This is a genomic window from Gemmatimonas sp., assembly GCF_041689975.1.
GTDB lineage: Bacteria > Gemmatimonadota > Gemmatimonadetes > Gemmatimonadales > Gemmatimonadaceae > Gemmatimonas.
Genome location: NZ_JBDNFF010000321.1, coordinates 1 through 12,119 on the forward strand (window position 1 = coordinate 1; position 12,119 = coordinate 12,119).

Below are 12,119 nucleotides of genomic sequence, written 5' to 3' on the forward strand. Positions count from 1 at the left end.
CGGTAGACACGACAACGCCCGGCAATGCCTTTCGGAAACGACGCGGGACGCACTCGTCGAGCAGGACCCGCATTAGGCAACCGCGCGCGCGAGCAATAACTCCTTGGCGAGTTCGAGGACGGCCACTGCTTGCTCGCGCGTTACACTCGGGAAGTCGATCAGGAACTCGTCAAGCGGATCGCCAGCTTCGAGATACTCGACGAAGGTCTGCACCGGCACGCGAGTACCGGCAAAGACGGGCGTACCGCCCATGATTGCTGGATTGCTCGAAATTGGTAACGTGTACGTGCTCATCGGTGGCCTCCGGGTATCTGAGGAACGTACGACAAAGTTGGTCGAATGTATCTAACAAGTTCCGGCTAGGCTACCGATCATTGCGTCCTACGAGACGATCGGCGCGGCGGGCGCCAAAGTCGCAGGAGGCAAAGGCGCGGAGTCGGTGCGTAATCGCCATGTCATGCAATGCACATCGACACGTCACGAACGCATCAGCGATCCGTCATGTCGCCGTCATGAAGGCCTCATGCTGCCATCCCACTGTGGAGTCGGACAGACGTGCTGTCCATTCCCACCTCATGGAGGCATGCATGTTTCAGACATTAATCGAATCGCGGGCCACACGCACGCGGTCGTTCGGAGGATCGATGGTTTCGGTGGTGGTGCACGCCGGCATCGTAGGGGCGCTCGTGGTCGCAACCGCGCAGGCGACGGTCGCACATGTCGCCGAGCAGCGCGAAACCGCGGTGAAGTTCTCGACGGTCACGCCGCTACCGACGCCCCCTGAACCGACCGCGCCGCAGATATTCACGGCCGCCCCGATCGCCAAGGGATTCACTGTGCTGCGCACCCCGATCGACATTCCCACGTCGGTGCCAGCGGTCAACCTGAACGTTCCGCCCACCAACCTCGATAACTTCACGGGGATCGGAAAGCCGGGCGGCCGAACCAATGGCGTAGAAGGGGCCACCGGCGTCGCGCCGGCGCTGAACGGTGTGTTCCTTGAGAGCGAGGTCGAACGGCCCGTGGCGGTGCTTCCAGGAACCGCAGGGCCGGCCTACCCCGAGGCACGCGGCGCTCGGGTCGCGCAACTGGTGCAGCAATCGTTTCAGTTCACGGTGCGACGCGACTGAGTGCGGTTGGTGGTGAAGACCAGCGGCGGCGGCGTTCAGCGCGTAAGCTGAGGTCGCTCCTCTATCTTCGCCTTTTGCGCCGTACGGTTCGCCTTCTTCAAAACGCCGCCCATGTCCGCTCCCGCGCTAGCCGTTCGTTTTCGTGCAGTGCCTGCCCTACTGCTGCTGTGCGCGATCACTGCTGGCTGCGCCGGAAAGACCGGAACAACCGCAGCGACCGGCGGCGATGCACACACCGCGAGCGCGACCGGTACGCCGCGCGTTGGCCCGCGCACTGGGTCGGTGATGGTGGTCGGTGGTGGGCAGCAGGGACCCGAAGTATTTGCGAAATTCATCGAACTCGCCGGCGGCCCCGATGCACTGATCGTCGACGTGCCCACGGCGGGCGGTGATTCCATCGATGCCTCCGACGGCGGACGGGGTCTTAAAAGCGCCGGTGCGCGCAACGTCGTGGTGTATCACACGACCAGTCGCACCCTCGCCGACGCCGACAGCTTCGTGGCGAAAATCGCGAACGCGCGCGGCGTGTGGTTTGGCGGTGGTCGTCACTACCGTCTCGTGAACTCCTACGCCGGCACGAAGTCGGAGCGCGCCTTTCAGGCGGTGCTCGATCGCGGCGGCGTGGTGGGTGGTTCGTCGGCCGGCGCGTCGATTCTTGGCGACTATCTCGTACGCGGGGCGCCGTCGAACGACAATCGCCTGTTCAATCATCCGCAGTACCTGAAGGGCTTCGCCTATCTGCGCGGCGTGGCCATCGATCAGCATGTGGTCGCGCGCGAGCGACTTCCCGATCTGCACGACTCGCTCACCTCACGCCGCCCCGACTTGCTCGGTCTTTCCGAAGACGAGGGCACCGTGTGGGTGGTGCGCGGTGACAGCGCCGAGATCATCGGACGCAACAAAGCGTTCGTGTACAATGGCCGTGATGCCAACGACACCGGCAAGCCGTTCCTCACCCTGCATCCCGGTGACCGGTACAACCTGGCCACACGCCGAGTGGTGTCGCGAGCGATCAGCGCGACGCCACTTACGCAGAAGTTCATAGACAACCTGTTCGCCTCGTATGGCGACGCAGCACGCGGTGGTGCGACCGTGCTCGTGGCGCAGGGTGGCAAGGTGCTGGTAAACCGAGCGTACGGCGTCGCCGTGCAGCGCCGCCTTACACCGGAAACCGGTGCGCCGAATTTCGCCCTCGGTGAGTTGTCGGCCGTGCTGAACGCGGCCCTGGCTAGTGACAGCATGGGACGGATGAGCGTGGCGTCGGTGCGTCGCGTGAGCAGTGTGGGCGGCGCGCAGCGTCTCGCGTACGACAGCACCACGAAGCAATGGTCCGGCACGGTGGACGATCTGTACCGCTTCGACCAGGGACGTTCAGCGCAGAACACCGAGCCCAAGGGATTTCGGGTCGACACCGAGCGCGGCGAGGTCGTGCAGCGCGTGTTCGGCATCAGCGACGGACACCGCGCGGCGTGGGTACGCTATCCCGGGCGCAAGACCACGATCATCATGCTCACGACTGACGATCGCTTCGACGCGAAGTCGACGGTGGAGCGGATTACCGAGCGGCTGTTCGCGCGGTGAGGCTGAGCGTCGGCCATCTCGCCGCCGCTTCGCCTGACCTGGCTGACGGTGCTCGCGTCGCGGAGGCTGTACTGCTGCCTCGTCATGGAGTTGTTGGCTCGGCCGCTAATTAGTGCGTAGTGCCGTCGTGCGGTGTATGGCAAATGCTTCTCGTGGAACAGGTTCTGAACGATCTGCGGTTGCTTCTGGCAGCGGACGAGATGTCGGCGCACGGGAGCCCTCATCTCGGCCACAGCATCACGCGAACGTCCGCCTTGTTCTCTGCCACGAACAGCTTCGCGAGACGCGAAGAACAACAAAACTGATCGATACGGGCATCACGCCGGCGGACCTGGCCGCGCCGAACCACCACTCCTGTGGTTGCTGTGCTTCGCGGGCCTTCGCGATCTTCGCGGACTTCGCGCGAACCGCGGTGCGTGCGGCTGCCTCGGAGTTGTCGGAGAGTCGGCTGGTTCGCGCGAAGCTCGCGGAGCACGCGAAGAGACGCGAAGAACAGCAACACTGATCGATACCGGCATCGCGTCGGCGGACCCAGGCGTGCCGCACCACCCCTCCTGTGGTTCCGGTGCTCCTGTGCGTGACCGTCCCGCGCGCCTCCGCGCAAACGACTGACATGCAGCGCCTCGCCGTTCAAGACGAGACCAGACAAAACGAACCCGTTCCCAAAGCACATCGATAACGCACGCCGTTCCAATGCCAAAACGTCGAGATGCTACTAAATACAATCACGAACTATTTGCTGCACTGATCAGCAACGAATCAGGCGTCGATCCGAGCCCGCAAAGACGTAGGTGAGATTCCGATGATGTTGGATCGCGTCGCGAACTTGACGCATCGCGCTGACATGCTGCGGCCCGCGGGCTGGCACGGTGAGTCCGCTTCGGCCGCGCCTGCGTGGTGTGTTGCCGTGGGCAGGAGCGCTTTCACTGCCGAGTCGCTCGATCTCCTGGAATTCATCACCGCCAAGCGCCTTGGCCGCAGCGGTGGCGAGGCGGGTCACCATGTCTTCCAAAGTCGAGGCGGTCCAGAGATGGACGTATACCACGGATCGAGTGCGTCGAGCTGTCGCGGAGAGGAGTTCGGCGGAACGACTCCCATTTCGAGCCATGCGGTCAGATGAGTGCCGATTCCTGTTTTTCGCGTGTTGCTCGGCGTTCTCTGCGCCTCTGCGTCCTCTGCGTGATCGGTTCAGCGGCCTGCTCGTCGCCACCCCCGGGAATCTTGCGCAGCGTACGGTGCGCACGCGGTAGTGGAACTGATCACGCAACGGCGCAGAGAACGCGGAGGCGCTCCGCCAAACCCTGCCGGATTATCTCGTTCTAGACAGATAGTTCTTCCGCTTCGAACTGGATGCCAAGATGCTCCAAGAGGCGATTCTCGATCGTTCGCTGCTGATCGGGGTCATTCAACTGCCCGATTTTCTCGAGTAGCCGCATCTTGGAGATCGTCCGAATCTGTTGCGGCATGATGATGCTCTCGTGCTCGGGTGTGATGAAACCGGCAGGGAGCACGACCTCGAACGGATATGCCCTTCGCTTTTTGCCTGTGAGCTTGGTGGCGGGAAGTACGGTGACCACGTCGAGCGACGCGTTGACGCCGTCATTCGACACGACAATAGCGGGTCGTTGCTCGACTCCCTGCTCGCTGCCGACATGCGGCTCCAGGTCCACCCAGAACAGATCCCACCGCTTCACGGGTCCCATGTACGCCATGCGCCGCGCCCTCAACGAACCGTGATGCCGTCACCCAACGTCGCGTCGAAGGCCCGCGTGGTCCCGGTCATGTCCGCTTGGCATGCTGCGTCCCTCGACGCCTCCGTGTACGCCACGTAGAGCTTTTCGCGACGCCGCTCGCGCAGCCGCGCGATGATCGCCTTCTCGATGAACGCATCGGCGCTCGGCGCATCACCGGTCGCGACCACGGATCGGACCGCCTCGGCGACTCGCGCGTGGAGCCGGAGCGTCACCTTCTTGAGCGGGTCGGCGGCGGTGGAGCGGCACGGAACCAACGACAGCGGATGCCATGGATCTTTGTCCGTAAGACGGCAAATAACGTCAACGAAACTGTACTGGTATGGCTAAATGTGTGGCACTTTAGCGACCCCTGTCAATCCGCCGTCTTTCAGTGGCGGAAAGTCGTGAGCCATGAATCACGAAGAGTTTTGGACGCACATCAGCTAACTCATGTTCGAGGCTCTGTTCCGTGATTGCGTGGGTATCGCGTAGAGTGCCCGGCAGCAACGTGACTCCGCCGCTGCCGGGCTGGACGGCAGTTCGCGTGGACAGCCGGCTGATGTGGATTGCCTTGACATCCAGCAACATGGCGGGACCGTGTCAGGGGTAGGGCTTGAGTTGGGCGGCCAGCGTTCCATCGCGACCGACCAGGACGTGACGGATCGGCGGCAGGGTCTGTCCCACCCACTTGAGCGCGTCCGCCACTTCCGGCGGTCCGGCGATCACGGGGTCGTACATGGACCCATGCCGCAGCTGACGAATCTCTTCTGTGTCGGGGACCAAGTCCCCAAGCGCGGAACCCCCGAGACCGGCGGCGCCGGCAATGGCGACCTCGTGGTGCCCGGAGCCGCCGCCGGTCCGGAGCCCATGCGCCGCGAGCAGGGCCAGCGCGGCCGCGTGCCCCGCATCGTACGCGAGGCGCACCGCGTTATCGCTCGTCAACCCGGTCAGCGCCGCGTCATGCGCCGCCCCCACCGCCTTCTGCCAGAGCGTCAACACCTCGGCGCGACTGAACGGCTGCGGCCGGAGGCGGTTCGCGTTCAGGAGCAGCTGCACCTGCGCGGGGAATCCCCCAGCCGGAGGCGCTCCGATGGCGCCGGCGCCTAGGACACCGCTCGCCGGCATGCCAGCGGCATCTGGTGGCTGACCGCGGGCCTTCTTGCCGTTCATGCGCCCACCAGCGCCGCGCTCCCAACCGAACCCGTGTCCTGCGACAATGCCGGTCAGGCCTGCCGCCGCCGCGAGCGGGCGGAGGCGATCCGCGCTCCCGGCGACCCACTGTTTGGGCCCGTCGAGCGCGGCGCGTGTGAAGCGATGCGCGGGGTGCGTGGCGTCCCCGAGCCGATCCGCGAGTGCTTGAGTCGTGTACCGCACCGCGTTCACTTCGCGGTTGAGTACGAGTCCGACCTGCGCCAGTTGCCGGTGGAGTGCTCGCCGGTCGACCGCTGGCGTCTCCACCACGAACACGTCGACGTCACTGTCCGGCCGAGCGTCCCCCCTCGCGAACGATCCGAATACGAAGGCCGCTTCGATGCCGGAGACATCGCACAGCGCATCGCGCACGATCCCCACAGGGTCGCGCGTGTCGCTGAGCAGGAGCATGACGGCACCCCAGAGCTTTGCCTCGAGGACGGGCCGGTAGCAGACCCGACGCCCGACTTCGACGCGCTCAAGGGCGTCGAGGGCGAGCAGGCGGTCCACCTCGCGCTGCAGTGAGGCCGAGCCGAGGCCGAGCAGGCGCTGGAGCGCACGGCCGTGCACGGCCATGGTCGGATGGAGGACGAAGAACCGCAGCAGTTTGGCGCTCGCTGGCGACGCCCCGAGCGCCGCCAACGGATCTGCCGGGAGCGACGCAGGGATGCGTTCATGCTGCGGCGGCAGGCCGGGTCGCGACGAGGTCAGGGTCAGTGAGGGCAAGCCGATATAGTAGCACGGCTGGCCGCTCCTTTCAACGGCGCGTAGGAGTGCACTAGAAATTAGGGCAGCAAGAACTGTTGGACGAAGCGGCTGGACGCGGCCGCTCGGAATCGGCGGCGGCGCCGAGCTGTCGGGACGCTCCTCACGGTCCTGCGGAGACTCTGCTGGCGCCGAAAACGCCATGACCTTGTGTCGCCAGCTACACGCCGTCTTGTGGTCGACGTCGCTACGCTCGCTGGCGCGCCAGGTTGAGAGCCCGTCCCGTATGGTGTCGGCGTACGCCTGCCACTTCGCGGGCAGGTGGGTACCGGCCATGGCGCCGCACGTGGGCGCTCGAGCACCTCAGTCACACGTAGCCGTGGTGGAATCGTCGTTCTCGGGCCTTCGGGAAATCAGCATGCGTGTAAGGACAGCGGCAATCGTGCCGATTGCCGCTGAATCCCTTTCGCATTTCTGGAATCGTCCAAGGGGAGTTCTTTACCGATCGGACACACGAGATCGCTCGGGTCGTCCAAACGCTCCGCGAGCCATCGGCCAAGCTGCTGGTGTCGGGTTACCGGCGCATGGGCAAGAGCTCCACACTGGCGCGCGGCGTCGACAAGGTGAACGACGAGGGCGGTCACGCGATCCTGGCCGACTTCTCGACCGCCTCCGCGGTGACCGACATGGCCAACAACCTGTTGGCCGCTGCCGGGAAGACTTTGGGCCGGCGTTGGAAGAGCCTGTTCACCGAATTGGCCGGCCGATTTCAGGCCTCCATCACGCTGACCCAGAACCCCAGCTCTGGCCTGACGCTACCCTCGCTGGATGTCGGCCTTCGCCGGGGATCCGTTGGCAGTGCAGCAGGCCACTCTCGCCAGTGTGTTGGACACCCTCGACGCTCTCGCTGCCGACAGGAAGACCACCCTCGGGATCGTCTTGGACGAGTTTCAGGAGATCACCCGCTTCGGGGTCGGCCGAGCGCGCAGCACGGGGAAGACGTCCGATGCGAGCCGGGACGATCAGCCTGAGTGGCACCTTCGCGGCGTCATGCAGCGACATCAACACCTCAGTTACGTGTTGGCTGGATCAAAGCCCGCCCTCCTCGAAGCGATGGCCGGCAAGAATGGCGCGTTCTACAAGATGCTCGACCCCTATCCATTCCGACCGATTCCGAAGGATCACATGGGCGCGTGGATCGACGAGCGCCTGGACGCCGTCGGGTTGCAATCTTTGGGTGCGGGACATTGGTGCCTCGAGTGGGGCGGCCCTCGTACACGCCACATCGTGCGACTTGCACGCAAGTGTGTTGATCGAGCAATCCCCGGCGCGACCATCGATGCCGCAGCCGTTGCCGCCGCCTTCAGCGAGATCGTCCTCGACGAGGAACACGAGGCAGTTCAGACGTGGTGGCAACGCCACTCCAGCCAGCAGCAGAACCTGCTGCGCGCGCTCGCGGCGGAGCCTATGGGGCCGACCACCAAAGAAATGAGGCGCCGCTTCTCACTGGATGGCGGCAGCGCCGGCAACACGCTCAAGTCGCTGGTGCAGGCGGGCGATCTGATTCGGAGTGCGTACGGCTCGAAGCACGCGTTCGACGACTCGTTTGTTCGTGGCTGGGTGATTGCGAAGGCGCTCCCTGATCTCGGCATTCGCGACAAGGCCATCACCCACGTCGCTACACCGACGAGCGAGTACGACGGGTAGGCCGAACGTCGAGTTGTCCCTACTTCTTCTCGATCGCGTCCCGCACGTCCAGCAGGATCTCGAAGTACAGCTGTTCACGACGATAGGCGAAGTCGAGCGACGCCATCGCCGCGGGATCGGCCGTTTCCTTGGCGCGATCGAACGCTTCGCGGTACATCTCTTCAAGATTGGTCAGGATCCGTTCACGGGAACGCGACATACGCAGGCCCTCGAGGGCTTTGTGGGTAAGGCGGGGCGGGACGTCATCGGGAGTCGCCGTGCTTTCCTCGGTGTCGAGGAACCTGGTCAGTTGATCAAAGATCATCCGACGACCCTTATCCGGGAGATTCACAGGAGGAGTGATGACAGGCAGAACCGGGTGAATCGCTTTGAGATCTTTGCGCGCGACGAGTTCCGCTGTGTGTATTGCGGAGTCGTGCAGGAACCGGAGGCTCTCAGCGTGGACCACGTCCAGCCGCGGATGCGCGGTGGCGACGGGTCTCACGGCAACGTAGTGACCGCGTGTAGGGCCTGCAACACGCGTAAGGGGGGCCACGCCCTCTCCCGCTTCCTGGCGGAGTTCCCGGAGGCCCGGCGGAACTTCTTCCAGTTCGCGCGGTATGTATGGCCAAGACACTTGACAGCGGTTGCCGAGGAGCTTGCGCGCCGGGGCGTAGTGCTTGCCTCAACGGAGCTCGTGGAGGGGATCCGGGGGCTGCGCGGCTCTGAGGCACCGTGACAGAGTAAGGGGTAGGGAGTCGGGGGTATGGGGTAGCGTGAGATTCTACTCCCGACCCCTCACTCCTCGCTCCGTACTCTGCCGTTATTGCGAAAGATGGCTTCCTCCACAACGCGTCCTTCTTTCAAATGGTCTACGACAATGTGCTCCAGCAATTCCGGGGTAACGCCGGCGTACCATATGCCTTCCGGGTACACGGCCACGATGGGGCCGCCGGTGCAGACGCCGAGGCACGGTGCTTCGCTGCGATTGGCGCGCGTGTCGCCGAAGAGTAGGCCTTCGCGCTGCAGCAGCGACGCCAAACGCGCATAGATCGCGCGACCGACGCGGTTCTCATGACAGAAGTTGTCGGTACACACCAGCACATGCTGGGCGTACTGCTCCATTTTGGGGAACTGCTTCAACTACTCGCTCCGGAAAACTCGGCTGCGCGACAGTATCGCGGGGTGCATTTCATGGCCACATCCTAGCGCTGGTGCGTCAGCCTCGCAGGAATGCCATCGCGATCTCGCCGACGATCAGCACCACGATGGCGATTTCCAGCGTCTCGCTGCGCGCCGCCTGAGCTTCGTCGTTCAGCATGGCGTACGTGTCCCGCAAGATGGCGAGCTTGCGGTCGATCCCGGCCCGCCAGGCACGTCCTCGAAACAACTCGAGGGCCGCGGAATACACGCGCGCCAAATACACATCGTCGGTGACTTTGAGCGCGTTTTCCACACGCTCCACCAATTCTGTAGAGTCGGCCACCTGCGCTTGCAGCCGCGATAGCAGCGCGGCAAACCGACGACCGGGAAATACCGATCGACGAGCACGCGCCGCTTCGATCGCGTCGTAGAGTCGCGGGAGTTCCGCGTCGAGCTGGGCGTCGTAGTAGCGCAGTTCGAGCAGCTGCGCATTCGCGAATTCGAGAATGTATTCGATGTCGGTGTCTTCCTCGCCGGGCTCGACCACGAGAGCGTTCTCCCAGGTCAGCAGCGCGAGGTCGTCGGCGTAGTATGTGAATCGGTGCGGCAGCAACTCGCGTTTCGCTTCCGCGCTGAGCGGCCGCGTTTCGTTCAACAGGAGCGGGACGACATCGAGCGACGCCAGCGCTGCGGCCGACAGCGGCGTGCCGTGTTCGTCGGTAATCTCCGTGATGCGGAAGACAGTGTAATCCTCGTGAACGCCGGCGACTGCTGGCCGCTCGATCGCGGGGCGCATGCGCTCGCAGAGCAGCTGCAGTTGATCCTGGACCAGTGCATTCATACCGGGGTGGTGCTCCAGTCGCTGGCCAAACGCCGTGAACTGCTCCCAGGAGCAGGAGGCCGACGGCCGGACGCGCACTCGGAGGGAGACGACCCCAAAATCGAAGATCCGCGCTGAAAGCTCCACATCGTGCGCGGTCTCATCAACGGCCAGCACAGCGCCGCCAAGCGATACCGTGATGGGTGGATTGCTGATCTGCAGAGCTTGCCCTTCACCGCGGGCGGGTCGGACGCGCTCCGGGGCGCTGGCCGACAACAGGGCGAGCGCTCGCTCGAGGTCAATGGCGTATCCCACATCGAACAATCGATACGCAATGGCGGACCCGATCACGGTGAGCATACGGGAATATAGCTCGGACAGACGGGCCCCGACCGCCCCTCGCAACCCCGGCGGCAAGTCGCTAGCGTCCATACATGCCCCCAATTTCTGCATTGCCCGACATCCCGGACGCCGGCATCGCCGCGAAAGGCTACGTGCACCCCGATCGCCTCGTCAGCACGGACTGGCTGGCGGCGCACCTCGATCACCCGTCGCTGCGTTTGCTCGAGTGCAACGAAGACGTGCTCCTGTACAGCGTGGAGCACATTCCCGGTGCGCAGAAGCTCGACTGGCACATCGACCTCAACGATCAGGTCGAACGTGACTACATCGCGCGGGCGTCCTTCGAAGCACTACTCCGCGCGAAGGGCATCGACGACAGCACCACGGTCGTGTTCTACGGCGACAAGAACAATTGGTGGTCCACGTACGCGTTCTGGGTCTTCCAGCTGTTCGGCTTCGACAATGCCGTGGTACTCGATGGTGGTCGCGCGAAATGGCTGGCCGAAGAGCGGCCGACCACGACCACTGTGCCGTCGTTTCCGCCCACGGAGTACACTGCACGTGAGCGCAACGACGTGTCGATCCGCGCCTTCATCGACGACACACGCGAGCACATGCAGTCGGGCAAGCCGATGGTGGATGTACGGTCGCCGCAGGAGTACACGGGCGAGAAGTTGCACATGCCCGATTATCCGCAGGAAGGGACGTTGCGCGGCGGACACATTCCCGGGGCTCGCAGCGTGCCGTGGGCGCGCGCGGCGGCGGCGGACGGTTCCTTCAAACCCGCCAGTGAATTGCGCGCGATTTATGAGGGCGAAATTGGACTCGCGCCCGGCGACGACGTCGTCACCTACTGTCGCATCGGCGAGCGTTCCTCGCACACATGGTTCGTGCTGACGTACCTCCTGGGCTTCGAGAAGGTGCGCAACTATGACGGGTCGTGGACTGAGTGGGGCAACGCCGTCCGCGCACCCATTCGCCAAGGGGGAGAACCGTGATGAGCGAAGAACAACTGAAGGACACGACCGCGATGCCGGTTGTCGGCAAGTTACCAGCCAGCGTGCAGGTCACGTGGACCGGCGATCACGTGTTCGAGGGCGTACGTCAGTCGGGCGGGCCATCGATCACGATGGACTCGACCGGCAAGCAAGGCCCGTCGCCGATCGACACGCTGCTCTGCGCCCTGGCCGCATGCACCGCAGTGGATGTTGTCGACATTCTGACGAAGCGCCGCACGCCGATGAGCGCGCTGTCGGTGGACGTGAATGGCGAGCGCTTTTCGGGCACGCCTGGTCGCGTCACGAGAATTCATCTCATCTATCACATCATCGGCTCCGGCGTGGAACGCGTGCACGCCGAACGTGCGATCGACCTGGCCGTTACGAAGTACTGCTCCGTGCGTGACTCGCTGGACGCGAACATGCCGATCACGTGGGCATTGGAATTGAACGGGTCGTACGAGGGGTAGCTGTGGGCTGTGAACTGTGAAGTGCACACTCCCTAGGTAAGAGGGGGGAGGGTTTCAGGGGGCAGGAAGCAGGTGAACCGCGTGCGGTTACTGCCTCCTGCCCCCTGAAACCCTCCCTCTTCTTGCCTAAGGAGTTCGCAGTTTTCAGTCTACTTGATTAACCACACCCGCTCATGCACCGGATACAGCCATTCCACACCCCGCTCAGCGACAATGGCGTCGTCTTCGAGCGGAATACGCACCTTGGCACCACCCCAATCGGGATTGGGCGTCCACGCGAACAGCTCTATCGAGAACGGGTTGTACGGTTTGATGGCGAA

The 12,119-nt window shown here is 64.0% G+C and carries 14 protein-coding genes; 6 read left to right on the forward strand and 8 right to left on the reverse strand.

The features are described from left to right. Positions 1 to 72: 72 nt before the first annotated feature. Positions 73 to 294: a DUF433 domain-containing protein gene (locus ACESNG_RS19120; RefSeq protein ID WP_373060198.1), complete on the reverse strand. Its 222-nt coding sequence runs from the start codon at positions 292 to 294 to the stop codon at positions 73 to 75. Positions 295 to 587: 293 nt separating this feature from the next. On the opposite strand from ACESNG_RS19120, the gene ACESNG_RS19125 reads away from it, so the two are divergent. Together ACESNG_RS19125 and ACESNG_RS19130 are read left to right on the forward strand one after the other, a co-directional pair. Next, positions 588 to 1,130, forward strand: a complete 543-nt coding sequence (locus ACESNG_RS19125; protein WP_373060196.1) for a hypothetical protein — start codon at positions 588 to 590, stop codon at positions 1,128 to 1,130. Positions 1,131 to 1,277: 147 nt separating this feature from the next. Further along, entirely contained in the window at positions 1,278 to 2,711 is a 1,434-nt protein-coding gene (locus ACESNG_RS19130; protein ID WP_373070390.1) for a cyanophycinase, read from the forward strand. 748 nt (positions 2,712 to 3,459) lie between these two features. Here ACESNG_RS19130 and ACESNG_RS19135 read toward each other — a convergent pair. The 4 genes from ACESNG_RS19135 to ACESNG_RS19150 form a co-directional block, all read right to left on the reverse strand. Continuing rightward, positions 3,460 to 3,714, reverse strand: a complete 255-nt coding sequence (locus ACESNG_RS19135; protein ID WP_373060189.1) for a hypothetical protein — start codon at positions 3,712 to 3,714, stop codon at positions 3,460 to 3,462. Between the two features lie 316 nt (positions 3,715 to 4,030). Continuing rightward, on the reverse strand, positions 4,031 to 4,423 hold the full coding sequence (locus tag ACESNG_RS19140; protein WP_373060187.1) for a type II toxin-antitoxin system PemK/MazF family toxin: 393 nt from the start codon (positions 4,421 to 4,423) through the stop codon (positions 4,031 to 4,033). Positions 4,424 to 4,434: 11 nt separating this feature from the next. Next, positions 4,435 to 4,719, reverse strand: coding sequence for a hypothetical protein (locus ACESNG_RS19145; protein ID WP_373070392.1), 285 nt, complete (start codon positions 4,717 to 4,719; stop codon positions 4,435 to 4,437). A gap of 325 nt (positions 4,720 to 5,044) precedes the next feature. Next, positions 5,045 to 6,676 carry a nucleotidyltransferase domain-containing protein gene (locus tag ACESNG_RS19150; RefSeq protein WP_373070394.1) on the reverse strand — a complete coding sequence of 544 codons (1,632 nt, stop codon included), beginning with the start codon at positions 6,674 to 6,676 and terminating at the stop codon, positions 5,045 to 5,047. A 492-nt stretch (positions 6,677 to 7,168) separates the two neighbouring features. On the opposite strand from ACESNG_RS19150, the gene ACESNG_RS19155 reads away from it, so the two are divergent. After that, positions 7,169 to 8,047: a hypothetical protein gene (locus tag ACESNG_RS19155; RefSeq protein WP_373070396.1), complete on the forward strand. Its 879-nt coding sequence runs from the start codon at positions 7,169 to 7,171 to the stop codon at positions 8,045 to 8,047. Positions 8,048 to 8,066: 19 nt separating this feature from the next. Here ACESNG_RS19155 and ACESNG_RS19160 read toward each other — a convergent pair whose 3' ends face one another. Then, positions 8,067 to 8,351 carry a hypothetical protein gene (locus ACESNG_RS19160; RefSeq protein WP_373070398.1) on the reverse strand — a complete coding sequence of 95 codons (285 nt, stop codon included), beginning with the start codon at positions 8,349 to 8,351 and terminating at the stop codon, positions 8,067 to 8,069. Between ACESNG_RS19160 and ACESNG_RS19165 the strand changes: the two genes are divergently transcribed. Next, positions 8,337 to 8,765: an HNH endonuclease gene (locus tag ACESNG_RS19165; protein WP_373060684.1), complete on the forward strand. Its 429-nt coding sequence runs from the start codon at positions 8,337 to 8,339 to the stop codon at positions 8,763 to 8,765. The two genes, ACESNG_RS19160 and ACESNG_RS19165, sit on opposite strands and share 15 nt — an antisense overlap. Positions 8,766 to 8,824: 59 nt before the next feature. Here ACESNG_RS19165 and ACESNG_RS19170 read toward each other — a convergent pair whose 3' ends face one another. After that, positions 8,825 to 9,169: a ferredoxin gene (locus ACESNG_RS19170; protein ID WP_373070400.1), complete on the reverse strand. Its 345-nt coding sequence runs from the start codon at positions 9,167 to 9,169 to the stop codon at positions 8,825 to 8,827. A gap of 76 nt (positions 9,170 to 9,245) precedes the next feature. After that, on the reverse strand, positions 9,246 to 10,349 hold the full coding sequence (locus ACESNG_RS19175; protein ID WP_373060686.1) for a hypothetical protein: 1,104 nt from the start codon (positions 10,347 to 10,349) through the stop codon (positions 9,246 to 9,248). A 74-nt stretch (positions 10,350 to 10,423) separates the two neighbouring features. On the opposite strand from ACESNG_RS19175, the gene ACESNG_RS19180 reads away from it, so the two are divergent. Together ACESNG_RS19180 and ACESNG_RS19185 are read left to right on the forward strand one after the other, a co-directional pair. Then, positions 10,424 to 11,329 carry a sulfurtransferase gene (locus ACESNG_RS19180; RefSeq protein ID WP_373060687.1) on the forward strand — a complete coding sequence of 302 codons (906 nt, stop codon included), beginning with the start codon at positions 10,424 to 10,426 and terminating at the stop codon, positions 11,327 to 11,329. Then, on the forward strand, positions 11,329 to 11,799 hold the full coding sequence (locus ACESNG_RS19185; protein WP_373060688.1) for an OsmC family protein: 471 nt from the start codon (positions 11,329 to 11,331) through the stop codon (positions 11,797 to 11,799). The genes ACESNG_RS19180 and ACESNG_RS19185 overlap by 1 nt, the downstream gene beginning before the upstream one ends. Positions 11,800 to 12,119: the final 320 nt, after the last annotated feature.

Bases quoted from the DNA above. Each gene is read 5' to 3' on its own strand.
- ACESNG_RS19120 (WP_373060198.1), bottom strand. From the start codon at position 294: ATGAGCACGTACACGTTACCAATTTCGAGCAATCCAGCAATCATGGGC.
- ACESNG_RS19125 (WP_373060196.1), top strand. From the start codon at position 588: ATGTTTCAGACATTAATCGAATCGCGGGCCACACGCACGCGGTCGTTC.
- ACESNG_RS19135 (WP_373060189.1), bottom strand. From the start codon at position 3,714: ATGGTGACCCGCCTCGCCACCGCTGCGGCCAAGGCGCTTGGCGGTGAT.
- ACESNG_RS19140 (WP_373060187.1), bottom strand. From the start codon at position 4,423: ATGGCGTACATGGGACCCGTGAAGCGGTGGGATCTGTTCTGGGTGGAC.
- ACESNG_RS19150 (WP_373070394.1), bottom strand. From the start codon at position 6,676: ATGGCCGGTACCCACCTGCCCGCGAAGTGGCAGGCGTACGCCGACACC.
- ACESNG_RS19155 (WP_373070396.1), top strand. From the start codon at position 7,169: ATGTCGGCCTTCGCCGGGGATCCGTTGGCAGTGCAGCAGGCCACTCTC.
- ACESNG_RS19160 (WP_373070398.1), bottom strand. From the start codon at position 8,351: ATGATCTTTGATCAACTGACCAGGTTCCTCGACACCGAGGAAAGCACG.
- ACESNG_RS19175 (WP_373060686.1), bottom strand. From the start codon at position 10,349: ATGCTCACCGTGATCGGGTCCGCCATTGCGTATCGATTGTTCGATGTG.
- ACESNG_RS19180 (WP_373060687.1), top strand. From the start codon at position 10,424: ATGCCCCCAATTTCTGCATTGCCCGACATCCCGGACGCCGGCATCGCC.
- ACESNG_RS19185 (WP_373060688.1), top strand. From the start codon at position 11,329: ATGAGCGAAGAACAACTGAAGGACACGACCGCGATGCCGGTTGTCGGC.